24 protein-coding genes are annotated in these 26,013 nt (G+C 47.4%); 12 read left to right on the top strand and 12 right to left on the bottom strand.

Annotated elements, in window-relative coordinates; genetic code table 11:
• Window positions 1-30 precede the first annotated feature (30 nt).
• The 3 genes from ABT58_RS04995 to norV are packed head-to-tail and all read right to left on the bottom strand — an operon-like array spanning window position 31 to window position 3,095.
• Window positions 31-381: a TehB family protein gene (locus tag ABT58_RS04995; RefSeq protein ID WP_047873240.1), complete on the bottom strand. Its 351-nt coding sequence runs from the start codon at window positions 379-381 to the stop codon at window positions 31-33.
• 52 nt (window positions 382-433) lie between these two features.
• Window positions 434-1,594, bottom strand: a complete 1,161-nt coding sequence (gene norW, locus ABT58_RS04990; RefSeq protein ID WP_047873239.1) for an NADH:flavorubredoxin reductase NorW — start codon at window positions 1,592-1,594, stop codon at window positions 434-436.
• A gap of 4 nt (window positions 1,595-1,598) precedes the next feature.
• Window positions 1,599-3,095, bottom strand: a complete 1,497-nt coding sequence (norV, locus tag ABT58_RS04985; protein ID WP_047873611.1) for an anaerobic nitric oxide reductase flavorubredoxin — start codon at window positions 3,093-3,095, stop codon at window positions 1,599-1,601.
• Between the two features lie 251 nt (window positions 3,096-3,346).
• Here norV and norR point away from each other — a divergent pair, with 251 nt between their 5' ends.
• Window positions 3,347-4,915, top strand: a complete 1,569-nt coding sequence (norR, locus tag ABT58_RS04980) for a nitric oxide reductase transcriptional regulator NorR (protein ID WP_047873238.1) — start codon at window positions 3,347-3,349, stop codon at window positions 4,913-4,915.
• An 84-nt stretch (window positions 4,916-4,999) separates the two neighbouring features.
• Here the strand turns inward: norR and ABT58_RS04975 are convergent, their stop codons facing one another.
• The 6 genes from ABT58_RS04975 to ABT58_RS04950 all read right to left on the bottom strand — a co-directional run bounded on the left by ABT58_RS04975 (window position 5,000) and on the right by ABT58_RS04950 (window position 9,672).
• Window positions 5,000-6,343: a sigma-54-dependent transcriptional regulator gene (locus ABT58_RS04975; RefSeq protein ID WP_047873237.1), complete on the bottom strand. Its 1,344-nt coding sequence runs from the start codon at window positions 6,341-6,343 to the stop codon at window positions 5,000-5,002.
• 295 nt (window positions 6,344-6,638) lie between these two features.
• Complete coding sequence (locus ABT58_RS04970; protein WP_047873236.1) at window positions 6,639-7,148, bottom strand: hypothetical protein; 510 nt, start codon at window positions 7,146-7,148, stop codon at window positions 6,639-6,641.
• Between the two features lie 8 nt (window positions 7,149-7,156).
• On the bottom strand, window positions 7,157-7,831 hold the full coding sequence (locus tag ABT58_RS04965) for a C39 family peptidase (protein WP_047873235.1): 675 nt from the start codon (window positions 7,829-7,831) through the stop codon (window positions 7,157-7,159).
• 118 nt (window positions 7,832-7,949) lie between these two features.
• Window positions 7,950-8,537, bottom strand: coding sequence for a hypothetical protein (locus tag ABT58_RS23410; RefSeq protein ID WP_053062972.1), 588 nt, complete (start codon window positions 8,535-8,537; stop codon window positions 7,950-7,952).
• Window positions 8,538-8,717: 180 nt separating this feature from the next.
• Window positions 8,718-9,053 (bottom strand): hypothetical protein, encoded by a 336-nt coding sequence (locus tag ABT58_RS04955; RefSeq protein ID WP_047873234.1) that lies wholly within the window; start codon window positions 9,051-9,053, stop codon window positions 8,718-8,720.
• 40 nt (window positions 9,054-9,093) lie between these two features.
• Complete coding sequence (locus tag ABT58_RS04950) at window positions 9,094-9,672, bottom strand: hypothetical protein (RefSeq protein ID WP_047873233.1); 579 nt, start codon at window positions 9,670-9,672, stop codon at window positions 9,094-9,096.
• Window positions 9,673-10,217: 545 nt separating this feature from the next.
• On the opposite strand from ABT58_RS04950, the gene ABT58_RS04945 reads away from it, so the two are divergent.
• The 3 genes from ABT58_RS04945 to ABT58_RS04935 all read left to right on the top strand — a co-directional run bounded on the left by ABT58_RS04945 (window position 10,218) and on the right by ABT58_RS04935 (window position 12,312).
• On the top strand, window positions 10,218-11,279 hold the full coding sequence (locus tag ABT58_RS04945; protein WP_229821516.1) for a transporter: 1,062 nt from the start codon (window positions 10,218-10,220) through the stop codon (window positions 11,277-11,279).
• A gap of 183 nt (window positions 11,280-11,462) precedes the next feature.
• Window positions 11,463-11,861 (top strand): DUF2750 domain-containing protein, encoded by a 399-nt coding sequence (locus ABT58_RS04940; RefSeq protein ID WP_047873232.1) that lies wholly within the window; start codon window positions 11,463-11,465, stop codon window positions 11,859-11,861.
• Window positions 11,862-11,949: 88 nt separating this feature from the next.
• On the top strand, window positions 11,950-12,312 hold the full coding sequence (locus ABT58_RS04935; RefSeq protein ID WP_047873231.1) for a HopJ type III effector protein: 363 nt from the start codon (window positions 11,950-11,952) through the stop codon (window positions 12,310-12,312).
• Window positions 12,313-12,353: 41 nt separating this feature from the next.
• On the opposite strand, the gene ABT58_RS04930 is transcribed toward ABT58_RS04935, so the two are convergent.
• Window positions 12,354-12,686 carry a membrane protein gene (locus ABT58_RS04930; RefSeq protein WP_047873230.1) on the bottom strand — a complete coding sequence of 111 codons (333 nt, stop codon included), beginning with the start codon at window positions 12,684-12,686 and terminating at the stop codon, window positions 12,354-12,356.
• 235 nt (window positions 12,687-12,921) lie between these two features.
• Here ABT58_RS04930 and ABT58_RS04925 point away from each other — a divergent pair, with 235 nt between their 5' ends.
• From ABT58_RS04925 to ABT58_RS04895, 7 genes are all read left to right on the top strand, one after another.
• Window positions 12,922-13,746 (top strand): phosphoribosylglycinamide formyltransferase, encoded by an 825-nt coding sequence (locus ABT58_RS04925; RefSeq protein WP_047873229.1) that lies wholly within the window; start codon window positions 12,922-12,924, stop codon window positions 13,744-13,746.
• Window positions 13,747-14,097: 351 nt separating this feature from the next.
• Window positions 14,098-14,886 (top strand): nucleotidyltransferase family protein, encoded by a 789-nt coding sequence (locus ABT58_RS04920; protein WP_047873228.1) that lies wholly within the window; start codon window positions 14,098-14,100, stop codon window positions 14,884-14,886.
• A gap of 151 nt (window positions 14,887-15,037) precedes the next feature.
• Entirely contained in the window at window positions 15,038-15,634 is a 597-nt protein-coding gene (locus ABT58_RS04915) for an HdeD family acid-resistance protein (protein WP_047873227.1), read from the top strand.
• A gap of 238 nt (window positions 15,635-15,872) precedes the next feature.
• The gene (locus ABT58_RS04910) at window positions 15,873-17,072 is read left to right on the top strand and encodes an efflux RND transporter periplasmic adaptor subunit (RefSeq protein ID WP_047873226.1); all 1,200 of its coding nucleotides are present in this window, start codon (window positions 15,873-15,875) and stop codon (window positions 17,070-17,072) included.
• Window positions 17,073-17,081: 9 nt separating this feature from the next.
• Window positions 17,082-20,267 carry an efflux RND transporter permease subunit gene (locus ABT58_RS04905; RefSeq protein WP_082210966.1) on the top strand — a complete coding sequence of 1,062 codons (3,186 nt, stop codon included), beginning with the start codon at window positions 17,082-17,084 and terminating at the stop codon, window positions 20,265-20,267.
• Entirely contained in the window at window positions 20,260-21,909 is a 1,650-nt protein-coding gene (locus ABT58_RS04900) for an efflux transporter outer membrane subunit (RefSeq protein WP_082210965.1), read from the top strand. The genes ABT58_RS04905 and ABT58_RS04900 overlap by 8 nt, the downstream gene beginning before the upstream one ends.
• 409 nt (window positions 21,910-22,318) lie before the next feature.
• Complete coding sequence (locus ABT58_RS04895) at window positions 22,319-22,663, top strand: hypothetical protein (protein ID WP_146147212.1); 345 nt, start codon at window positions 22,319-22,321, stop codon at window positions 22,661-22,663.
• Window positions 22,664-22,834: 171 nt separating this feature from the next.
• On the opposite strand, the gene ABT58_RS04890 is transcribed toward ABT58_RS04895, so the two are convergent.
• Window positions 22,835-24,121 (bottom strand): L-cysteine desulfidase family protein, encoded by a 1,287-nt coding sequence (locus ABT58_RS04890; protein ID WP_047873224.1) that lies wholly within the window; start codon window positions 24,119-24,121, stop codon window positions 22,835-22,837.
• A 692-nt stretch (window positions 24,122-24,813) separates the two neighbouring features.
• Between ABT58_RS04890 and ABT58_RS04885 the strand changes: the two genes are divergently transcribed.
• Entirely contained in the window at window positions 24,814-25,239 is a 426-nt protein-coding gene (locus ABT58_RS04885) for a hypothetical protein (protein WP_047873223.1), read from the top strand.
• A 183-nt stretch (window positions 25,240-25,422) separates the two neighbouring features.
• Here the strand turns inward: ABT58_RS04885 and ABT58_RS04880 are convergent, their stop codons facing one another.
• Window positions 25,423-25,998 carry an NUDIX hydrolase gene (locus ABT58_RS04880; protein WP_047873222.1) on the bottom strand — a complete coding sequence of 192 codons (576 nt, stop codon included), beginning with the start codon at window positions 25,996-25,998 and terminating at the stop codon, window positions 25,423-25,425.
• Between the last annotated feature and the right edge of the window lie 15 nt (window positions 25,999-26,013).

Below are 26,013 nucleotides of genomic sequence, written 5' to 3'. Positions count from 1 at the left end.
GTCGACTCGGCGTTTTGCTATATATCTGCTCTATTTTTTGACTGAAAACATCGGCTGATCCGATTTATCTTTCTCTGACCAGAAATTGATATTGAACTGGGCATCATCACTCAATTCAATACGGTGCCAGTACTGAGGGGGACTGGTGGCAAACTGACCCGCATTGATCACCACGGTGATTTCCGGCTCCGTTGCTTCGCTGTCGGCAAAACCGAAATAAGTCACCGTCCCTTCCATCACACACAACTGGCCAAACACGCCTTCAGCGGTATTGTGATGGGTTAACAATGCAGACGGTACACTCTCTTTGGTAAAAAACGGCGTAGAACGCTGAATCGTCCAGTTCGCAGGAATACGTAAATGAGACCCTAATGTAGACATCGTTTTCTCCTTACAAATATTACTCTTTATTTTTATAAAGCATCACCACGTCTCAACGCAGTGCATTCAATAATGTAAACGCTTTGCTTTGGTGCTCTTGAGTCACCACAAAACCTTGGGCCTTGCCTTCGGCATTAAAGCTCTGACAGGTTGTGCCGGTATGATCCACGTCCAACTGCCAACGCTGGGCATCTTGTACGTTCTGACCGCTGAGCTGAATCGGGTATTGTGGTGTCTTCACTTTCACCAACATCGGTGGCAATACCAAATCTGTCGGTGTACCCAGCAGTGTTTTCGCCAACGCATTGGCACTCAACAAAGCCGGTTGTAAATACGCAAGCACACGACCATTGATCTCGGCGCAATCCCCTAAGGCGTAAATATCCGCCTGAAAGGTGCGCAATTGGCTGTCTACCACAATGCCACGTGTCGTTTGCAAACCCGCTTGTTGTGCCAATGACACATTGGGGACAAGACCTGCTGCCGCGATCACTTGTGAGGTGGTAAAGGTACGCCCAGACGCCAAGGTCACCACCGTACTGTGAGCAGACAGATTAGCCAGATCACTGTCTTGCTTATCCAATCGGGTAATATGATCGCCCAAGAACATAGCAATCCCCATCTTTCGCATTGTCTTTTCCAATGGGTGCGCCACGGCCTCGGGTAAAAGTGACGCCATCAGTTGGGATGCCGGATCCACCAGCGCGACCTGCTTACCACTGGTCGCGAGATCCATCGCCAGTTCGGTACCAATCAATCCGCCGCCTATCACCGTCACATGAGCCGCTGTTGCCAGTTGTTCCTGCCCTTGTTGGTATTCTTCCAGACTATTGAGCGTCAGTACTTGCTGAACCGCCTCACCCTGCATCGGCGGAATAAACGCACGCGCTCCCGTCGCCAGTACTAACTGCCCGTACGGATACGCTTCACCGGAAACGGTAATGGTTTTCGCCACGGGGTCAATGGCTTCTACCTGGCAGTGAGCATGCAGAGTAATGCCCTGCTCTTGCGCAAATGCCTCACCCGTTTGACGGATCATATCGCTGGCTTGCTGCTGACGGCTAAACACATGGCTCAGATCGGGTTTGTTATAGTCACACCCATCATTGGCGGTAAAGACATGAATGGGACGCGAGGCATCACCACGACGCAGTGCTTTCACCAATTGGTATGCCGCAAAGCCACTCCCAATGATCACAATTGAGTCAGTCATGCCGTTACTCCCCTTTTACAGGTACAAACACATCTTTACCCAGGCCACATTCCGGGCAAAGGAACGTTTCAGGGATGTCAGACCAACAGGTACCCACGTCAATCCCCTGCTGTGGCTCCCCTTGTGCCGGGTCATACACCCAGTTACATACGGTGCATAGCATACGATCATTGCTGTTATTACCCGCATTCCCCTCAACAGACTGGGCGCAAGGCGCATTAACGGCAGACGCACTGCTATCGACTGGCGTATATGTCTCGACCACCGCGCGCTTCACGGGAGCAACGTTTGATAACGTACTAGGATTCAGCGCCCACTGTTTGGCGATCATACGACCGTGCTCTCGGCATGTTTGCAATGCGTTACCGTCTGGCTTCCATTTGGCTTTCAGGCCAACCGTTGTTTCAAAACCAGCGTCTGTCAAACGGGAATGAATACGATCCACCGCCCCGCCATTCCAGCCGTAGCTACCAAAGGCACCGGCTTTCTTGTTCTTAAAGCGTAAGCCCGTGATCTCTTCCAACATGCCCGCCACTTTGGGCATCATAACGTTGTTCATGGTAGAGGATCCCACCAGGATCCCTTTGGAACGAAAAACGTTGGCCAGAATCTCGTTTTTGTCCTGACGAGACACATTAAACACCTTCACCGCGACACCCGGATCTACATCATGGATCCCTTGTGCAATGGCATCCGCCATCATGCGGGTATTGTTCGACATAGTGTCGTAGAAAATGGTGATACGATCTTCCTGATAGTTATCCGCCCATGCCAGATATTGATGAATGATTTGTGCTGGGTTATCGCGCCATACAATCCCGTGTGAGGTCGCAATCATGTCCACAGGCAAGTTGAAGCTCAACACTTCATGAATTTTCGCGGTCACTAAGCCACTGAACGGCGTCAGGATGTTAGAGTAATAGCGCAGACACTGCTCCATCAGTTCATTCTGATCGACTTCATCATTAAACAGTCGCTCATCACAGTAGTGCTGACCAAACGCATCGTTACTAAATAGCACTGCATCTTCTGTCATGTAGGTCATCATACTGTCTGGCCAATGCAGCATCGGGGCTTCAACGAAAATAAGTTGCTTACCGTTACCTAAATCCAAGCTGTCACCGGTTTTCACCACATTGAAATTCCACTCAGGGTGATGGTGGTGACCAACAATCGAATCAATGGCATTTTCGGTGCAGTAAATTGGCGTATTCGGAATGCGTGTCATCAAGGCACTCAATGCGCCAGAGTGATCTTCTTCAGCATGGTTGATCACAATAAAATCGATATCCGCTAAATCAATTTCCGTTTCCAGGTTCTGAATAAACTGCTGACTAAAGCGATGATCAACGGTATCAATCAACACTGTTTTTTCTTCACGGATCAGGTAACTGTTATAACTGGTCCCTTTCGTCATTTTATATTCAGTACCGTGGAATTCCTGTACTTCCCAATCGCGCTGGCCAACCCAATGAATGTTATTTTTAACGTGAATAGTCATGTTGTTACCTTTTTTGCAAAATCTGAGGCGATAGCCGCGCTCAATAATGGTTTTGTCGTCATCGACATCTGACATGACTATTGCATTGAGCATGCCAACTTTTTATAGCGTTGATTTATATAGACATTTAAATTTTACGCTCTTTTAAAGTGTCATTATGACAGTTCCGCTTATTTGTCATTATGACACCATGCTGTCATAATGACATTCATATGTCGTTTTCTTACCCCTAAACACAGATAGGCACTACGATGAAAAACAGTCGACACGCCCTGATGCAATTAGCCCTCGATCTGACAGAGGGCATATCTGCCCATGACCGGTTCACTCGCTTACTGACGGTGATCAAATCCCTCTTTCATTGTGATGCCTCTGCCCTGCTCGCTTTCCGTGAACAACATTTCGCGCCGCTTGCCATTAACGGCATGTACAAAGAAGTCATGGGCCGCCAGTTCGATCTTGACCGTCATCCCCGCCTCGAAGCTATCGCCCGCGCCGGTGACATCGTTCGCTTTCCCCATGACAGTGATTTACCCGATCCTTATGATGGCCTGATCCCCAACCATGATGATCAATTGCATGTACACGCCTGCATTGGCCTGCCCCTGATCGCCAATGATCATTTAATCGGAGCGCTGACCATTGACGGATTTGATCCTCATCAATTCGATCAGTTTTCTGATGATGAACTACGCATCGTCAGCGCGCTGGCCGCTGCCAGTCTGCATAACGCTTTGCTGATGGAAAAGCTCGAGCAACAAGCAGGCGGCATGGGGCATTCCGCCGCTTCAAACCGCTCTGTAACGGGTAACGTCACCATGATTGGACAGTCTGTCGCGATGCAGCAGCTACAAGCACAGATCAGTGCCGTCGCCAATACCGATCTCACCGTGTTAATCACCGGAGAAACCGGTGTAGGGAAAGAATTGGTCGCCGCTTCCATTCATGGGCAATCACTGCGCAAAGACCAACCTTTGGTGTATTTAAACTGTGCCGCCTTACCAGAGTCGGTCGCGGAAAGTGAATTGTTTGGTCACGTAAAAGGCGCGTTCACGGGGGCCATCAGTGATCGCAAAGGCAAATTTGAAATGGCAGACGGTGGTACACTCTTTTTAGATGAAATTGGTGAACTGCCCCTTGGCTTACAGGCTAAATTATTGCGCGTTTTACAGTACGGAGATGTGCAACGTGTCGGGGCAGATAAACACATAAAAGTAAATACGCGCATTGTGGCGGCCACCAACCGGTTATTACATGAAGAAGTGACACAAGGAAAATTTCGGGCAGATTTATACCACCGTCTCAGTGTGTTCCCTATTTCTGCGCCGCCGCTACGTGAACGCGGAGAAGATGTCATTCTATTAGCGGGATATTTCATAGAACGCTGTAAAGCCAAATTAGGCATTGAGGCGATGCGATTACGTCCGGATACGACAGCCCTGTTAAAACATTACTCATGGCCGGGCAATGTGCGCGAGTTAGAACACGCCATACACCGCGCAGCCGTTGTGGCACGCGCCAGCAATGTTGATCCTCACCTCATCACGTTAGCACCGGAGCATTTTGATTTAACGTTACAGGATCACGTTTCATCCTCAGGTACGCTTGCAGATCGTAATGAGACTATGCGTAATCAAACGTCTCATGAACACAGCGATACTGCGGCTATTGAGAGTTTGAAAAACGCAACGGATGACTTTCAACGTCAGTTAATAGCGCGCTGTTATCAACAGCACCAAAACTGGGCTGCCACCGCACGGCAATTAGGTGTGGATACCGGTAACCTGCACCGTCTCGCTAAACGCTTGGGGCTAAAATAGTTCATGCGTAAAAAACAAAAGCCCATGCAATATCACATGGGCTTTTTACTCTTTGGCTACAATACTGGTTATCCTCAATAAGGGTTACTCTCTGGCGTAGCCATTATTGTAATGACGCACATCCGGCACAATATTGTGTTTGTTGAGTAACCGATACATGGTCGCACGCGACACACCGAGATCTTTCGCAGCAGACGCGACCTGACCACGATGGGTTTCCAGTACCGCCACCAACACATCCTTTTCTGCTTCATCTTTGATATTCCGTAAGCTCTGCTTCAAATTCGCTTTGCTCGGTAAATCAAAGTGCTCAGCTTTCACTTCATTCCCTTCAGCCAGTAAGGCTGCACGTTTTACCTGATTGATCAGTTCACGCACATTGCCCGGCCAGCTGTACCGTAACAGAAGTTGTTTCGAATCTTCTGAGAAGGTCGAAGCCATTGTGCTGTATTCGCGTGCAAATTTGGTCAAAAAAGTTTCAGCTAAAAGGAAAATATCTGACCCTCGTTCACGCAATGTTGGCACTTTTATGTGGAACACGTTTAAGCGGTAATACAACTCTTTGCTGAAATCACCATTGGCTACCGCCGCATCTAAGTCCGCACTGGACGTCGCTACGATTCGCACATCGGAAGCCATTTCTTCATCCAGCGATTCACAACTTGGCGCTTGCAGATATGCTAACAAATTGTCCTGCAATTCTTTCGATAACTCTTCAACGTTATCCAGCATCAACGTGCCATCAAACGGCGCTCCCTCTTCATTACGGTATGTCCCATCTAATAAAGAAAGCTTTTCATCATCACGCGCCAGAGATGAACAGTTCACTAGAACAAACGGGGCATTTTTCCGCTTGGATAAATTATGAATTGATTTAGCAATCAACTCTTTACCCGTCCCGTTCTCACCAGTCAGAAACACATTCACTTCGGTCATAGCGACGCGGCGAACCATGTCACGCAGTTGTTTGATTGATTTAGATTCTCCGAACAACCCCATGTCATGCTGTGACGTAATTTCCACCCATGAGCTTGCTTCAATGTCTAGCATCCCCAACTGATGGCCAATCGTATCCAACAGATGGCTGCCAGGAATCGGGACTGTAAAGTAATCGACGCAGAAATTATTAATGAACTGACGGATCGCATCCGTCTTCAATTGTTCCTTCTTAATGATCGCAATCCATTTTACTTGTTTGGTTTTATTTGCCCTCAAAGAGATGCTGTTTAAGCTAAAATCATTATTGCTTAAATCAACAACGCAAATACAGGGGCTGTATTCTTCCAAGATTGAATCAGCCGTTCTTAGGTCATAACAGCAATGGGTTTTCCAACCCGATTGTTCTAATAGCGCAATCCAAGGTTCATAATTACATCCAATTGCAACTAAACGACCATCTATTGATTTATTTTGACTTACTGCCACCATCGAAGTCACCTTCTATCAACTTATATTTATTATCGATGTATTGAAAATATAGGCAATAATCAGATAACTTGCAGCGTGTTAAATGTAAGAAATGTCACATGAGAATAAAACAATCACGAACAAAATAGTTAAAAGATAAACTTATCAATAAGTTACAAAATTAAAAATAAACAGTTTTTAATGGAACTTTTTCCAGTCTAAACTGAGATAACAGACAAAAAAAAGGCACTGCGTAATGCAATGCCTATCCAAATAACAAAAAAGTGATATTCAGGTAAAAAAAGTAATAGTTCGATTAATAACCATTGAACAGAATGGCACTTTCTAGCTGATTCTTAAATAGTGTATGGCGGTTATAGCCATCAATGTCGGCTTCTATATCCAGCACCGTTTGAGTATTGATCACCGTGCCATCATAGCTGTTTTGTACCACCACACCTGTGGCATCTGAGCCTGGCGTTCCATTATAAATATTATTTTCACCGACTTTAATCACCTGTAAAGGATCAGCATAATCGTACGTTTTGCTGCCATCTCTACTGCTTAACACACCGTTATTAATCGTGAAATCAGCGATATGCGTAGACAACACCGTTTCACCATTAATTGCTGTGTTAATGGAGAGTCCAATGTTAATTACGTTATTATCAACAGAAACGAAGCCCCCTCGCATGGAGGACATTTCCAGATCACTCAAGGAGGCCGTCGCCACCTGTTCAACCGTTAAAAAACCCAAAGACGCATTGGCAATCAGTGCCGTCCCACCGATTGCTGATGCAACGAGCCATCGCGTTGACTTTCTCATACTAGCCTCTAATAATCATTTGCACCGGGTAGCGTAATACTGAACGTAGACAATGAGTCTCGGACAACACCTTCAGCTACGGGTGAAGGGGAATAAATATTATAATTATCAGCTGTAATAAAACTTTCCCGGCCTATTTTTGCTCGGTTCTTTACTAATAATACCGAGCCCTTATAGTAGTGTTTAAAATCCTCAATTGGCATTAACATGGTTCCCCGTGATGGGTCTCCCAATATGACATTATTCGTGTTCATTCCTTTAATCACGACAAAATGCATGTAACCATCAAAATTCACAATCGTAATTGCCGGGATCCGTAACTGACGGAATTTATCAAGAGGAATATTATAGCCATCAGCATCTAAACCTAAAGAGACAAGGTATTTTTTCATATCTAGCATTGAAAAACCTTGTTCTTCTATTTTTGCTTGATTGCCATGTTCAAACATGTATTCGAAAATACTGCTTTCTTTTGCTTCAATACCGTAATGAAACTTCAGCAATGAAGCCACAGCCGCTGACCCACAACTAAAGTCATACTGCTGCCGAAAAACATCACCAAACAATTGCTCTTGATAGCTTTGCACATTCACCGTATAGCCGCCACGATTGGGAAAATAATCCAATGCTGACGCACTCGAAGTGGTTAATAAGCTGACAAGTAATAATATTGATTTTTTCATACTCGTTACCGCCTACCGAATCGAATGATCGACTTATTAACTATAAGCAAAACAGTCCAATCACAAATATTAGAAATGATACCTTCATGAAAAAAGGGCCTTGCGGCCCTTTGTTCGTTTAATATGAGCCACCACCACCCGGTAAGGTGCCTCCACCTGAGCCAACAAGCGCTGCATTGGTACTTGTTGTTTGTTGAACCATGGAATTGTTACCCACGTTCTGACCTGCAATGTTGATACCTGATGCACTCTGGTAAGCACCGCCCATCATGTTGCTGTGATCCACCATGACATCCGTACCTGTGCCTTTACAGCACGCTCCGCCGTAGGTGACTTCTGTGGACATTACCCCACCATACAACTTAGACTTGGCCAGATAGTGATTGAGTTCTTTCTCAATATGCTTATCGATAGAGGCATCCCACTCTGAATTATCTTCATCTTTCACGTAGTAAGTATTCCCTACGTTCTTCAGTTTCATGTAATCATCGTCAGAGCTTTCGTATTTGTTGTAGTGCACTTTCTTGCTGTAATCGATGTCTACATCAATGGTTGCTGATTTATTTTTGCTGCCCTCAATGGTGACATCACCATCATAGTCATCATATCCGCCACCATAATAACCGCCACCGTATGAGCTGTCATCGGCCATTGCAAATGGCGCTGCAATCAATGCTGCTAATAGCATAACGTTCGTTTTACGCATGATACTACTCCAAACATATAATTTAATTTTTATAATTCACATCCATTTGATAATGGTTAACCTATTGTTTTAACCATAAATAATGAAGCACATTTGTTACCCCTGCGAAACCAATTCAATTATTCTGTTATATTTGATTGGTTGCTGACACATTACGTGTCAGCGTAGATAGACTAACAATTACTTCAATGTCAGGTTTACCACGGTTGCATTTTGAATTAACACATTATTACCGGTGTTCTGGACAATATTAAACACCCCAGATGAATTGCTCAGTGATCCTGCATCAATCACGTTATCACCTGTCGTATTGTTATATGCTCCATTACCTGCAACATCGCCATACATATCTGAACTGGCATGAATGTTATCCAGTTTTAACTCGTATTCACCCCCACGGGATACGGTCATCACATCATTCGTTAACCGTTCAGAATTTGCTAGAATATCCAACTCATCAGCAGCCAGTGCGCTGGTTGAAACCCATACCGCCGCTATCAGTGTTAAATATTTCATGACATCCTCCTGAGGGCTGCGAACAGCCCTCAGTTATGTGTTAATTACCCGCGAGCATTGCATTTGTACTTGCACTTTGTTGTACAAGCGAGTTATTACCCGCATTCTGACCTGCAATGTTAATACCTGAAGCACCAGAGAATGCGCCAGACATATCATTGTGATGGCTAACCGTCAAAGAAGATGGTGAAGATGGTGCGCCGTAGCCTTTACCGTAGTAACCGCCGTGATCTTCACAACATGCACCACCGTAAGACACTTTACTGTAAGCCACTGAGCCATCCAGTTTTGACTCTGCCGTATTCCAGTTTTCTTCGATCTTTAGTGTCCAATCTTGGCTGTAATCATGCGTACTATTATTAATGTACTCATGTTTGTCAGTATTATTCACATCGTACATTTTTAACGTGTCGTCATCAGACTTGTACGTTTTTTCGATGTTGTACTCTTTATGGATGCTCTTTGTTAAGGTCGCATCAAGATCCTTATTAAATGAATCGGTGATGGTTTTGTCATTCCCATCATCATAATATGGGTTGTAAGGGTCGTAGTATGAATTGGCAAGCGCTAGAGGAGAACTTACTACTGCTACTAGAAGTGCGATATGTGTTTTACGCATGGTATTACTCCAAATATATTGAGTAGTTATTTTCTTATAATCACTCGCATGTGTTTGCGAGATAACTTAACTATAGAGTTTGCAAGTTCGATGTCTGTATTATTTTTAATAAATTTTGATCCATTTCGATCTGAACTTTTTACTTTTAATTTCCTCTACTTATATTGCCTAATTTGTGAAATTTCGTCTCATACATTCAACTGTTAGACGCCTGTTTTATTCTTTAGAACAGTGTATCATTGTCTATTTATTGATACGTGTTATCATGATTGAACCCTACCCATTTCAAATGCCTATTTATTTTCGAAAAAAGCCATTAATAAAGTCTTACAACATTACTCCTATATATTGAGTGTGACCTTAATGATTCAATCTCAACCATAAGACTGTATCTGAGATTCTCAAGTACCCGCTTATTCTCACCTCAACTATGATTTTCTTATCTGTTTTATCAGTTTTTTATTTCAGTGGAAAAGTGCTAACCCTTACCCCTCTTCCTTTTTTAACGAAAGAGTCGGTAATTCAATAGAGTAAGTGAGGCCATCGTGAGCACGTTCAATAAAAAAAGTATCATCACGCTTCTTGCTTTCATGTCAGGGGCGGTGTCCGGCACCGTTGCCGCCGATAACCACAACACCAACGGGGAGCAAGGAAAACCCAAGCGTGTACAAACCTTTGGGGACTTATTGGATCCAGATTTACCCGGTGTATTAACGCCTAAAGGCTCCTTTGTGCTGGATGGCAGCTTTTCATACACACAAAATTCATCCAATAGTGTTTCTATTGTCGGGTACACCGTATTACCTTCATTGATTGTGGGTCTGATCCGTGCGAGTGATATTGATCGAACCACACTCACGTTCGGTTTAACCGGCCGTTACGGTATTACCAACCGACTGGAAGTTGAAGCGCGTATTCCGTGGGTATACCGTTCTGACTCCATTTTTGAACGTGAACTCCAACAAGGGGTGCCCAATGACACCTTGCGCACCGTTGAAGGCAGTGACATCGGTGATATTGAAGCGGGGTTTAAATACCAAATCAACATGGAAAATCCTCCCTACTGGATTGCAGGTTTGCGCTTTAAATCCACCACCGGTACCTCACCGTACGATGTGCCAGTCAATGATCTGAGTGACTTTGAAGAGCTTCCCACCGGATCGGGTTTCCCTAGCATTGAACCCGGCCTGACCATGATTTTACCCATGGATCCTGCCGTCATTTATGCCAACCTGAGCTATATCTGGAACATCAAAGACGATGTGGATGTGGACGTGACGGTTGAGAACGAAGACGGCACCACCAGCGAGTTACAGGCGAATACCATCGATCTCGGTGATACCATTTCCTTTAGTGCCGGGATGGGTTTCGCCGTTAATCCAAAATTTTCGTTCAGCTTAGGGTTAAGCCACAAAACCATTTTGAAATCCAAAATCAATGGCGAAACCCCATCTGATGCGAAATTGCTTCAGCTGGATTCGATTTCCATGGGGGCTAACTATGCCATTAACCCTGAAACCACCATTAACGTCGGGGTCAGCGCAGGGTTAACCGCTGATGCACCGGATTTCCAATTATCAGTTCGTATTCCTTATACTCTGCGCTAATCCTTCCAGCCTTTCTCACTCTGCCTGATAGTTCGGCCAGATAGGTTCGACCAGATAGGTATCTACGCCCGGCAACATTTTTGCAGGGCGTAGAAAGCAAAAACCACACCGCTAACACAATGACTAAAGTCTAATTTTCCTCTATGCTATGACCCTATTACTATGTGTTACAGGAAAAGACAAATGTCCACGCCATTAGATCCAAACCAAATTGAAACAATCCAGGCTTATGATGCCGAAAAACGTTACCAATATTTGGTGAAGGAAGTGGTTGCTAACCGTGAAATTTGGATTCTGACTGACGAGCATGGCTGTGTCATGCTTAACACCGATGACGAAGATTGCGTGCCAGTTTGGCCAAACAAAGAGTTTGCTGAATCTTGGGCAACCGGTGACTGGGATAACTGTAAAGCGGAAGCCATTTCATTGAACAAATGGCACAGCCGTTGGACTTACGGCCTAGAGGATGACGAACTGGCTGTTGTTATTTTCCCGAATCAAGATGAAGACGGGTTGGTTGTTTTCCCTGATGAACTTGATTTCGAGCTTAAACAGCAAGCGAAAAAACAAGGTCAGCGTTAACTGACATCCCGTCAGCATCAGATAGCTGACGGGAATCTCATGACTTTAGAGACAACACATAAGAGATACACAGAAGGAGATGCTCGCGATGGAAACGCTACTTCATCAAATTAAACACCACCCTGAAACCGTCGGCTTTAAACAAGTGATTGAAACCATCAATCAACATTACGACTACTCTCCAGCTGGCTTTACCAATGGTTTAGGAAAAGACACTCTGCATAACGCACCAGGACAGAATGAAGGCTCCTGCCGTGTATTTGCCTTTGCGAAAAGACAAAATCTTTCGGAAGCCGAAGTGCTTGCTTGCTTTGGGGAGCATTATCGCGTGGATGTCTTACAGCACCCGGAAGGCAACGATCACCAGAATATTCGCCATTTCATGAAGTACGGTTGGCAAGGTATTCAATTTGAACGGGATGCACTCACAGAAAAATGCCTAAGTGCATAACAGGCAATGGCCGTGAAGGCCATCACCGAGGAGACAAACGCTTATTTTAAAGGCTTCTGGCAATGTGAGCAGTTTGCCGGAGGCTTCATAAAGAAAGGCGAGCGTGACGGGCTACCACACGCATCACAAAACTTGGTTGAACGGATCGTCATCACTGTCACCGGTACCATCAGTGCCAATAACGCCAACATTAAATACAATGGTGGCTGCATATACACAATCACCGCCCCCACCACCACATTGCTACCAATGGTATACATTGGCCACAACTTACGCTTGCGCTCGACGTCCTTTCCTCGTTGGAACAACATATAACTGCCAATGGCCATACCGACCCAAACAATGGCAAAAATAATGAACAAATCCTGTTGCATGACAAATCTCTCGCTGAATTAACCCGCGCATTCTACCACTGTTTATCGGCGTATTTTGCTACTGTCATGCAATGTTACACATCGTTATCCGCATCATGCATACAAGTGGGAGCCCGATCACAACCTTGTAATAAGTAAGGTTTTTTCGCCCTTTTGCACATTGAAAATCGCCCCGCAGACCCGATATCTTCAGTAGCACCACAGCATGTTACTGTGGTGAGACCAAGGAGATTCAATGAGCGCGAAATCTTTGTTCAGAACCTGCTTTGTCCTGTTTTGTATTCTCGGACGAGGCCCTGTTGCAAATGCAACGATTCCACAGTTCACCGATGCGGACATCGAGCATCCGGCATCCCCTACGCAAGACACAAAAGACAATTTTCAACGTTCGCTCAGCGGCCTTTATGCCATTCCGAGTTTTCGAGCCGCTTCGGTCAATCAACCCTTCACGGATATTGATACCCTGTACCAACATGCAGAGCCTGCACAACATGAATTGCAGCAACTGTTAACACAAGTCAGTTTGCACACCACCACCTTGCCTATTTTGCCGGGTGTGAAATCCAAAGAGCGTGCTGCATATAAAATTGCCACCGAACTCAACGGCCATCCTGAATTACTGACAGACATTGCCCGTGGCACCCTGGTCGCTGATAACATTGCCTCACTGGTCGATGCATACAGCCTACTCAGCCGTGAAGCCACCGTCTTAGAAACCAAGAACCGCTTTAAAACACCTGCCGCATCCGGTTACCGTGATCTGAAAATGCTGGTACAACTGCCACAAACGGGCATCATTGCGGAAATTCAGCTGCACTTGAATGCAATTGCGGATATCAAAAGCGGCCCTGAACATGATATCTACGCCAATATTCAGCAAATTGAACGTACCGCACAGGCTGAACAACGTGTATTGAATGACATTGAACGCGCGACGATCACGCAGCTGCGTAATCAATCACAAGAGATGTACCAGCACGCTTGGCATCAATACCTGAATCCGTCACTGGCACCGGTCAGCCCTGCGCCCAATGAGGAGCTGCTGGCACTGGCCAGTTAATCACGGTTTATCGTTCATCTAACAGCGATGAACTTGTCAGAGAAAGGAGTCCATTGGGCTCCTTTTTAGTTTTTCACCCTCTGTTCTGCCCTCTTGGTTTGACTTCACGCGCAGTGCGTTTTTCTTCTGCAGCTCACACTATTGATTCCGACTTGAACAAAATGATGAAAGAAAGCGCTATTTTGCTTATTGGTTTGAATGAAATTCATCTTCTGTTCAGCTAACTCTGCTAATCTTCTTCGTGTAGCGCCGCTCAACCCTTTGTATACGTCACCTTTTTTTCATCGGCATTCACCGTTGAAACCACCGTTTACGTATATGCCAGAGACCCCTGGCACAAGGAGCTGATGAATGGACGTGAAGTCGTTACTTCGCACATGTTTTATCCTTTTGTTTGTTTTGGGCCGAAGTTCAGCCGTTGCTGCACCGCTAGCGACTGATCACAACAAACAAGAATATGAGTTTCCCGCTCGCTTGTCGGAAGGCAGCAAGAAGTCTTTCCAGCAAAGCTTGAGCGGTTTGTACAGCATTCAGGATTGGCGTGCGCCACACATTGCACAGCCATATGCTGACTTTAATAAGCTGTATGCACAAGCACCTGCTGCGCAGGATGAATTGAATAATTTGATGCAGGAAATTGGCCTGCTGACGAGCACTGACGTGATTCTGCCCGGTGTAAAAACCAAGCAACGCGCACAGACCAAAGTGGATACTGAACTGGAAGGTGACGCAACGAAAATCACCGACCTGGCACGTGCATCACTGGTTGCCAACGACATCCCTAGCCTTGTACAGGCCTTTGAGTGGATGGGCAAAGAAGCCACGTTGGTCGCGGTAAAAAACCGCTTTAAAAATCCGACTGCCTCTGGCTACCGTGATTTGAAAGTCCTGGTCCGTTTGCCGCAATCACAACTGATTGCCGAAGTACAATTGCACTTGGCCGCCGTTTCTGATGTCAAAAATGGTGAAGAGCATAAGATTTACGAGCAAATCCAGCGTATTGAGCGAACAGCACAGTCACAACAACGTGATTTGAGTGAATTCGAAACCGCGCAGATCCAGCAACTGCGTGCTACCTCGAAAGCCTTGTATCACACGGCGTGGCAGCAATACCTGCATCCGTCATCAATGGCAAGCTAACAGACAACACCACTGACTGACACACAGACACTGATTCACCCATCCCCCTACAGGACGGCACCGCGTACAGCGTGGTGTCGTGCTGATCTTTCTAGCCTGACAGCTTTCTCGACTAGACTTTGGGATATCTTTACCCACCGAGAGGTTACGCATGGATACATCCAATCAAACACCCAATCCTTCTACTGAAAACACCAATAACGTTACCGCCCAGCGTTTTCTCTCCAAAGGCTGGAAATGGTTTGCCATTGTCGGGGCGCTGATTGCCTTAGCGGGCCTCGCCGCCATCAGTCTGCCTGTCGCGGCAGGGCTGACGATCACCACCATCATTGGCGGGATCTTCCTGTTCAGTGGATTGGTACAGGCCTATCACACCTTCAGTATTCATGAATGGAAGGTCAAACTCTGGTATGTTCTCAGTGCCGTGCTCTATATCGTCGGGGGGCTGTTTATTCTCTTCAAACCGCTGGAGGGCTTAGTCACGATCACCATGTTAATGGTCATCGTGATGATATTTAACGGGGCGACACGCATGATTTTTGGTATGAGTAACCGTGGCCTACCCGGCAGTACCTGGATTATCTTAAGCGGCCTGTTATCCGTCATTATTGGCGGTTACTTCTTCTCGTATCTCGATGATCCGACATTCTCCCTTTCCCTGCTGGGGATCTTTGTGGGCGTATCCTTATTGATTGAAGGGATCAGCTTTATTTTTCTTGGTCTGCAGATGAAAAAATTAGTCAACTGAGCGGCATTTTTTCATCCATATTCCTTCGTCTATTATTGACGCTTGCGGGACTGGCTGGTCAGTAGACAGCAACTGACTGAATTGCCGCCGCATTCTCCAATGCCTTTCGCCTCCCCCCATACCATATGCAAAGTTAAGACATTCACCGCTAAAAATCTTCCATAAGCTTTCATTGTTCGCAGGTTAATTTTTCACCTGCGTTTGTCGTTGAATAATGGGGTGGACATAGGCTGTGGTTATGATCAATTTAAGCGCATTAAAACGCTTGTCTCTCGCAATGGTGTGGCTGAGCACTGGGGTACTGCAAGGGTGTGAAGATACTGGCGCCCCTGCCGCTAAAGGGCCACAATATGACATTGGTTACATCACAATAAATACCCAGCAAGTGGTTCTGAATGATGAGATGCCCGGCCGTACCCTCGCCTCATTCGAAGCCGAGGTACGCCCACAGGTAGGCGGTATTATTCTGCGGCAGTTGTTTGAAGAAGGCACCATGGTGAAACAAGGCCAGCCGCTCTATCAAATTGACCCGGCTCCCTTTCAATTACAATTGGATCAAGCTCAATCGGACCTGCGCAAAACCATCGCCAATCAATCCACTGCCCGTAATCGAGCCGAACGCTACCGCCGATTAGTACGAGAACGTGCGGTGTCACAGCAAGATTATGACGATGCCGTCGCCACCTATCAGGAAGCACAGTCCGATGTTGCCAGTGCCAAAGCGGCGGTCGAAAATGCCAAAATCAACCTCAACTACACCCGTGTCTATTCCCCGATTGCCGGCCGAGCCGGACGCTCCACCGTCACCGCCGGGGCATTGGTCACCGCTAACCAGTCCGCGCCGTTAGTCACGGTTCAGACCTACAACCCAATGTATGTGGACCTCACCGCCTCCAGCACTGAATTATTGAAATTCCGTCGGGAATTAGCGCAAGGGCAATTTACCCGCACTCAAGGAGAGTCGAAAAATATCACCCTCTTCTTGGAGGACGGCACCACTTACGATCATCGCGGCGCCATTCTGTTTTCTGACGTAAACATTGATGAAACAACCGGCTCGTTCGTGTTGCGGGTCACTTTCCCTAACCCGGATCAAATCTTACTCCCTGGCATGTTTGTACGCGCGTCACTGCCTCGTGGCGTGATGGACAAAGCCATCCTTATTCCCGCCAAAGCCTTGTCACGGACTCCAAAAGGCGATGCGCAAGTCTCGGTGATCAACAGCGACAACAAAGTCGACATCATCACGGTGACCGCTGATCGGCTCGTGGACAATCAATGGCTGATCACTAAGGGGCTGAAAGTCGGTCAAAAAGTGATTGTGGATGGCCTGCAGTTTGTGCGTCCGGGCAGTCCGGTGGCTAAGTCCCATGAGATCACAGCCAAGCAAGGTTCAGCACAAGGCACACCCGGTTCGTCTACCCCTTCTCAGCAATAGGAACGCGTTATGGCTCATTTTTTCATTGCACGCCCTGTTTTTGCTTGGGTATTGGCGATATTAGTGATGCTGGCAGGGGTGATTGCCATTATCCTGCTCCCTATTGCGCAATACCCCAGCATTGCGCCCCCCGCCATTCAGATCTCTGCGAACTACCCGGGGGCATCGGCCAAAACCGCCGAAGATTCCGTCACGCAGGTGATTGAGCAGCAAATGAATGGGTTGGATAACCTGCTGTACATGTCATCGACGTCTGATTCGTTTGGTAATACCACCACCACCCTGACCTTTGCTGCCGGTACGGATCCCGATATCGCACAGGTACAGGTGCAAAACAAACTCTCTGCCGCCACGCCCTTGTTGCCCATTGATGTGCAAAACCAAGGGGTGCGGGTAGAGAAAGCCAGTAACTCGATTTTGATGGTGATCGGCTTTGTCTCCAGTGATCCGTCGTTAGACAACAATGACATTTCCGATTACATCGCCAGTAACGTGCTTGACCCTCTCAGCCGTGTGGATGGCGTCGGGCAAACCCAGTTATTCGGGGCTGAATATGCCATGCGCATTTGGCTCAACCCCTATAAACTGGAAAGCTTCGAGCTCATGCCGTCCGATGTGGTCTCCGCCATTCAGGAACAAAATGCCCAAGTCTCAGCGGGGCAATTAGGCGCGGCGCCGACAACACCCCAACAACAAATCAACGCCACAATTACGGCACAATCACGCCTGCAAACCGTCGAGCAATTCAAAAAAATTCTGTTAAAGGTCAACCCTGACGGCTCACAAGTATTAATTGAAGATGTGGCCGATGTACAACTGGGTGCCGCCTCGTATCAAACGGTTTCCGCCTTTAACAAACAACCCGCCTCGGGGATTTCGATTGCGCTGGCGACCGGGAAAAACGCACTGGAAACGGCGGATGCGGTACGGGCCAAACTGGAAGAACTCAAACCCTTCTTCCCAGAAGGGATCTCTGTTGTCTATCCGTATGACACCACCCCCTTCATCAAAATCTCCATTGAAGAAGTGGTCAAAACCTTATTAGAAGCGGTCTTTCTGGTCTTCTTGGTCATGCTGCTGTTTTTACAAAGCCTCCGTGCCACGCTTATCCCAACCATTGCCGTTCCAGTGGTGGTATTAGGGACATTCGCGGTGCTATTGATACTCGGCTATTCCATCAATACGTTAACTATGTTTGCCTTGGTACTGGCCATCGGCTTATTGGTGGATGATGCCATCGTGGTGGTTGAAAACGTCGAACGGATCATGGAAGAAGAAGGTTTAGACCCACGTGCCGCCACGGAAAAATCTATGCATGAGATCACCAGTGCCTTGATCGGGATTGGTATGGTGCTATGTGCGGTATTTGTTCCCATGGCATTTTTTGCAGGTTCAACAGGGGCCATTTATCGCCAGTTCTCGATCACAATTGTGACCGCTGTGGCCCTGTCGGTCATGGTGGCGATTATTCTGACGCCTACCCTGTGCATCAGCCTGCTCAAAACCACCGACGGCCACAAAGACACTGGCTTTGCGGGATGGTTTAACCGTAATTTCGACAAAGCCACCAACAAATACACCAACGCCGTGACTTTCATTACTCATCGTAGTGTGCGCTTCTTGCTGATCTATTTAGGGATCGGTGCTGTCATGGCGTTGCTCTTTTTACGTCTGCCCAGTGGTTTCTTACCAGATGAAGACCAAGGGGTGATGATGAGCATGGTGCAGCTGCCCAGTGGCTCCACACAGGGGCAAACGCTGGAGATCCTTGATCAAGTAGAAGACTATTTTCTGGAAAAAGAACAGAAAAACGTGCAATCGGTCTTTTCAGTTGCTGGTTTCAGCTTCGCCGGTTCCGGTGCCAATACCGGCATGATGTTCGTATCACTGAAAGACTGGGATGAGCGTACCGAGCCGCAAGACAAGGTCAATGCCATTGTTCGGCGGGCTATGGGGGCGTTTACCCAGATACCTGAAGCCTTGATCTTCGCCTTTGCGCCGCCGGCCATCATGGAGCTGGGTAACGCCACAGGCTTCGATATGTTCCTGCAAGATCGATCCAGCATGGGCCACGAGGCGATGATCAATGCCCGTAACCAGCTGTTGGGCATGGCCGCACAAAGCCCGTTGCTTACCGCTGTTCGACCCAATGGCTTAGATGACACCCCGCAATACCACATCAAAATTGATCAACTTAAAGCCCGCGCACTGGGTGTCGCCATAAATGATATCAACAATACGCTAGGGATCGCCTTTGGTAGCCGCTACGTGAATGACTTTGTCGATCGCGGGCGGGTAAAACAGGTGTACGTGCAAGCCTATACCCCCTTCCGTATGAATCCAGAAGACATCATGGAATGGAAGGTGCGCAATAAAGACGGGGATTTGGTCGCCATGCGGGTATTCAGTGAAGGTGAATGGACCTATGGCTCGCCCCGCTTAGAACGTTATAACGGTACCTCCGCCATGGAAATACTGGGGGAACCGGCTCCCGGCGTCAGTACCGGTGATGCCATGCTGGAAATGGAAAAACTGGTCAGCCAGTTACCTGCCGGCGTGGGTGTAGAATGGACGGGGATGTCTTATCAGGAACGCATTTCCAGTGGTCAAGCGCCGCTCTTATATGCCTTATCCATCCTGATCGTCTTCCTCTGCTTAGCCGCACTTTATGAAAGTTGGGCAGTACCGTTTTCGGTGATTTTGATCATTCCACTGGGGATTTTAGGCGCCGTCAGTGCCACCCTGCTCTTTGGTTTGGATAACGATGTCTATTTCCAGGTTGGTCTGTTGACAACCATTGGCCTGGCCTCGAAAAATGCCATCATGATTGTAGAGTTTGCCAAGTCATACCATGACGCGGGGGAAGACATATACCACGCGGCTATTCATGCTGCCAAAATTCGTTTACGTCCAATTTTGATGACCTCCCTCGCTTTTGGTATGGGGGTTGTCCCGCTCGCCATTTCTAATGGTGCCGGTTCAGGGGCGCAAAATGCGGTCGGCACCGGCGTTGTCGGCGGCGTGATCACCGCAACCTTCTTAGGGATCTTTTTTATTCCTCTCTTCTTTGTGGTTGTCACACTTTTTTTCCATGGCAAAGATCCACAACCAGATACGGGGACTCAATCCACGGGTACTAAACCCGGTGATGATCCAGGCGTCAACGTCACGCATAAGGAGCCAAGTCATGACTAACCTTTCTGGCGTTGCCCTGTCCATTGCGGTGGCGATCTCTGCGGCAGGTTGCGTGAACTTCATTCCTGATTATGAACGTGGCGCACTGCCTGTCGAACAGGACTGGCCTGTACAACCCAATGCGACCAACAGCGCAAATTATTCCATCTATACCGCGACCAACAATACGTCATCCACCAGCCCATTGGTGCTTTCCAGCGAAGCGGTGCCCGGTCGCTACCCGGCAACGCAAACTCAGTCACAGACGCAAACACAGGCACGAACGTCACCGGTTGCCCCCAAAGCCGTCACGGTCGAGCAAGACTGGCGACTGTTTGTGCAAAACCCCAAAATTCAACAGGTGGTGGAATTAGCCCTCGATAACAACCGTGATGTACGCATTGCCTTGCTCAATATTCAGCGCGCCGAAGCGTTATTTGGCATTCAACGTGCCAATCGGTTACCGAATATCGATGCCACCGCAGGTGCCGCCAATCAACGGATCCCAGAAAACGCCAACAATGGCAATTCCACTATCAGCCGTCAGTACAGCGTGGATTTGGGGATCACCAGCTACGAGATTGATTTTTGGGGACGTATTGCCAGCTTAGAACAACAAGCCTTAGAGCAATACCTCGCCACCATTGAAGCGCGCAAAAATACCCAGCTCAGCCTAGTCAGCAGCGTGATTGAAGCCTATTTGACCCTGCTCGCCGACCAATACTTGTTACAGCTGGCAAAAGATACCCTGACCTTGCAGCAAGACTCGCTCAACCTGACCCAGAAAAGCTTAAACAGCGGCGTTGCCACAGGCTTGGATGTCGCACAGGCACAAACCACCGTCGCGACCGCATTAAAAGACGTCGCCCGTTTTACCAGTCAGGTCAACGTGGATATCAATGCACTGACTACCCTCGTCGGCACACGGATTCCCACCGATTTACTGCCCAAACAGGCCGAGCAAATCCAATTTGCGCCGATTCAAGTGGGGATGCCGTCTACTGTGTTACTTCGCCGTCCCGATATTCTGGCGCTCGAACACCAGTTGATCGGGGCTAATGCCAACATTGGTGCAGCCCGAGCAGCGTACTTCCCCGCGATTTCCCTGACAGCCACCGGAGGGTTATTAAGTGCCTCCGCCGATGATCTGTTTTCTGATGACAGCCTGAGTTGGACCTTTACGCCGACCCTCGTGTTACCCATTTTCCGCTGGGGAGAGTTGGATGCCCAGCTGGATGTCGCACGTGCCGATCAACAAATCGCCTTGAATCAATACGAAAAAGCAATTCAGACCGCCTTTCGTGAAGTCGCGGATGCCCTTGCCAATCAAGCCACGCTCAAAGATCAGGTTGCTGCCCAACAAATGCTGGTTGATGCCACGGGTGAGAGTTTCCGCCTGTCCAACTTACGCTTTGATGAAGGGGTCGATGACTATTTCACGGTGCTGGATTCACAACGTTCGTTCTACACCGCACAGCAAGAGTTGATAAACACCAAGCTATCTGAGCAGCTGAACTTCTTGACCTTGTATAAAGTGCTCGGGGGTGGTTGGGTTACGTCAGATGTTTCACCACCGGCCAGCAAAGGTTATGTATCCCAAGACGAACAACCCGACACCAGTACGGAGACCAGCGCAAGCACGTACACGAATAACAACAACTAAGGCTTATCAATAACAATCACTCTGTCACTGAACATCAGGATAAGCATAACGAGGGGACAAGTCACCGGCACACCAAGTGCATTTTGTGCCTTGGCTAACACCTTCACGGGCAACGGGTGAAAACAGACACACAGAGTGTAAGCAGCGTGGAATATTCATCATGCTGTGAGTGCATTTCACTTAACGCATGACAAGATGAGCCCTTTCGTTCCTGCCGTTTAGGGCGTCATTTCAGCTTTTAGTCGAGACCCGTGCGTTGACTCATTCTCTTTTCACACTTGGATGCATAGCGGCAGGCATTACAGCATTCAGCATCCCCCTTGCATCCATGGCACATGCGCAATCCCCCGAGACCTATTTCTCGTGCTTGAATGGCGACAGTGCGGTGGTTTTATCCAAAGAAAAGGACGTGTTTCGGCTTACGGTCAGTAAAGGGGTAATGATCGATTTTGATGCCACTTGCCCGGCCAAATATGTCGCACTTTTACGGGATACCGATGAGAAAGACATGGCTTTTCGGTATCGAGCAACCTGTCACAAGCCCCCTGAAGAGGATGCGTCTGAAGTGAAATTTGAGGTGTATGAGTATTCCCGCTTCACGGGGCCTGATGCGCCCCACTATGAGAAAGGCGCAGTGATTCGACAAGGGGTCTTCATTCGCCAGTTATACTGCACCAGCCAGATCGAAAGCCGTATTAACGACTTGATCAAGAGTCAGCGCAGGCATAAAAAAATGGCGCGGTCAGGCTATTAGGCCGCATAACGTTTCTTCATTATCGCCTCTCCCATCATCCCCCTATTATCCTTTTCTGTCTGGCCGCTAAAACGCAAAAAGGCAGCTGTAATAGCTGCCCTTGATCGTTCATCGTTGATTATTTATCGTCGCTTGTTCAGCGTCGATTATTGATGGCCTTTCATCGCACGATTACTTGTGTACCATGATCTCTAGGATCTGCACGTCTGTTTGTGTCATCGCACCGTTCGCCAATGCAGACATATTACGGATTGAAGCATCAACATTGTCTGCCACGATACCTTCGCTACCGGTGACACGGATACCGTCTAACGCCATTAATGCCGCTTTAATCGCCGCACTCGCCGAAGAAGACACTTTCATTGCACAGCTGGTTTTTGCGCCATCACAAATGATGCCGGTAATGTCACCGATCATGCTACAAATCGCGCTGCTGATCTGGTCAAATTCACCGCCCAGCAACCACGTCATACCGGCTACTGCGCCCATGGATGCGGTTGTTGCACCACACAATGCAGACAGTTTGTTCTGGTAACTTTTGATGTAAATCGCCATCAGGTGAGACATCATCAACGCACGGATGGTGGTTTCTTGATCCGCTTTCACGTGCTCAGCCACAACCACAACTGGCATGGTTGCTGCGATGCCCTGGTTACCAGAGCCAGAGTTGCTCATGGCAGGCATCATTGCGCCATCCATACGGGCATCCGACGCCGCTGACGTACGACGCAGAATGTCTGTCATCAAACCGCCCGTTAACAGGCCACGGTCGATATTACGCTGGAAGGTCGCACCAATCTGCAAACCGTATTTACCGGTTAAACCTTCTTTTGATAGCTCATTGTTCAGATCGTACGCCTGAGAGATAAACTGAATATCTTCCAGCGGCGCATTCAACGCAAACTCGTAGATATCCAATGCGGTTGCTTCCTCGAAGATATTCACTTTCTTCACAGGTTCAGCATCCGATGTTTGATCAGCAATGAAGGTCACTTCACCGTTCACTTCCATCGACACCACATTGGTGTGACCATCCGCAATGATCACCGTCGCGGTTTCATCAGCGGTTTCTACGGTCACTTTAGCGAACAGGATGTTGCTTACAGTGGCCACGCCAACAGATACCGCGTTGTTATCCAGCATGGTTTTAGCATTCGCTACATCGCTTGGCGTAATGTTTTTCAGCACTTCCAGACCTGCATCTGGTTCACCCGCCAATGCGCCCACGGCGGCTGCAATAGGTAAACCAACCATACCGGTGCCTGGTACGCCCACACCCATGCCGTTTTTCATCAAGTTCGGCGAAACAAATGCGTCGATACGCACTGGCTGCCCTTTCAATGCACGGGTCGCCATCGCTGCTGCTAATGCCACAGATACAGGCTCTGTACAACCCAGTGCAGGGACGACTTCGCGCTTAACAGTCTCAATAAAACCAGTCCATAGGTGCTTTTTCATTATAAAAACCTTTATTCAAGCGTAATGTAGGGATAGTGGGCATCGCCCTGTTCTTATAAGAGATAATTTACACTTAACACTAGATAATTGTTTTCTCATATATCCTCCCTTTTACACCTCAGAGAGAATAATTTTCTACAAAAAAACCACATTATGGAATATAAGCACCCCACCGAACACGCTGTACAAAATACAGCCTAACTCATTGATAAACGGTAACATATGCACATAACTGCAAGTATATCGAAACAGCGCCTCTTCACTTATCACAGCGCTTAATGCGCGTTGATGTTATCGGTGGCTAATAGGCTGAAAAACGGCCTCACTCATCGTGCACCCGATCTTATTGTTATGATTATCAGGAATACAACGAGAAACTCTCCCTATCATATTTCTCGGCCTACCAATCAGTTTGATGCGCTTTTCGTGTAACAGGCAAGCAGAAAGCATGCGTTAGGTTTGAGTCTATTTCTTTACACCGTGCAAAAAATCACCACCATGACAGCATACTGACCCCAATAAGCCTTCTAAGCATCAAATTTATAATTTAATCAATAAATACAGTGTGATAGCAAATATTTAGACGGCGACATGAATGTAAAACAAACGCAATAACACCATTAAAACGAACCGGTCACGCAACACGCTGACCTTTCACAGTGACCATTTTAAACAACGAACGCGGGCTAACGATGATGAATAAAACACCTTACCTTCTCACCTGTCTGTTATGTGCCATGCTCAGTGCGCCTTCACTGGCGAAAGACAAGCCTCGCTCACTGATTTTTTCCTGTGAAAGCAACGACAAAATGATCGAGTTCATGCGCAGTGATCGCCATTACGATCTGAATATCACCAATTTGAAAGACAGCAGCGTGGTGTTTACCGAAAGTTGCACCAAGAAAAACCTGCATGGTAATCGCTATTTCCGTCAGGCTGTCACGGGCAACATGCTGACCTGCAAAAATGATGATGTCCGCTTTACCCTGTTTGACTATATGAATGAAGAAAACGAAGTGGTGAAAAGCACAGGCATTGATATTCAGCAGGCAGAGAAAAAATCCACCTTCTACTGCAACAAAAACACCATCAGCTTCATTCATGAATTTGTGCAGTAAACGCTTCTTGCCTTTGGCAAACTGTCGCTAATGACACAGCAACTGGGACTTAGGCAAGGGCAAGGGCAAGGGCAAGGGCAAGGGCAGCGACACAAATAACAGGCATAAAAAAACCAACCGACAGGTTATTACCCGTGGTTGGTTTTTTCTTAGGCTAACAGCGAACGTGTTAGGTAAAACAGCTTACGCAGCCACTGACGGCTCGCTATCGTCCAACACCACACGCTGAGTTTGCGGGTGCTGTGGCAACAACTCTTTCGCAATCAGTTTCAGCAAGAAGGTTTCACGTTCAATCGACATGCCCTTCTTATCACTGTTCGCCATGGTGTGTTCGTTGTGCGCAATGGCCTCGAAAATATTCATCCATACCGGCTTCATACCGTTATTGATTTCGTAATCTTCCAACTTCGTCTCACCAAGCTGCGCATCAATCGTGCAGACGTAACAGTAAGATTCCATGTGCATGATGTCATGCTCAGGCTTGTACCAAGGACGATACTCTTCATAGAGACCAAACTCGGTAATATCACGAATGTTCTGTGCGCCGGTTTCTTCTTCCAACTCACGGATCAAGCCCTGCACCGCATCTTCACCGTCATCAATCCCGCCACCCGGTAAGGTGTAATCGTGGTAGCGCGCCGTGTATAACATCAAGATATTATCGCCCTGCAAGATGATGCCTCGTGCCGCCTTACGGTGAAACATCGTGCCTTCCAGATTCGGCAGATCAGGGTGTACGGTAGATTTCAATAAACGCATGTCGATGTATCTCGA

The sequence above is a fragment of the Photobacterium aphoticum genome, assembly GCF_001029435.1.
GTDB lineage: Bacteria > Pseudomonadota > Gammaproteobacteria > Enterobacterales > Vibrionaceae > Photobacterium > Photobacterium aphoticum.
The sequence above is the reverse complement of the archived record's forward strand: the minus strand, read 5'-3'. Positions and strand labels throughout refer to the sequence as shown.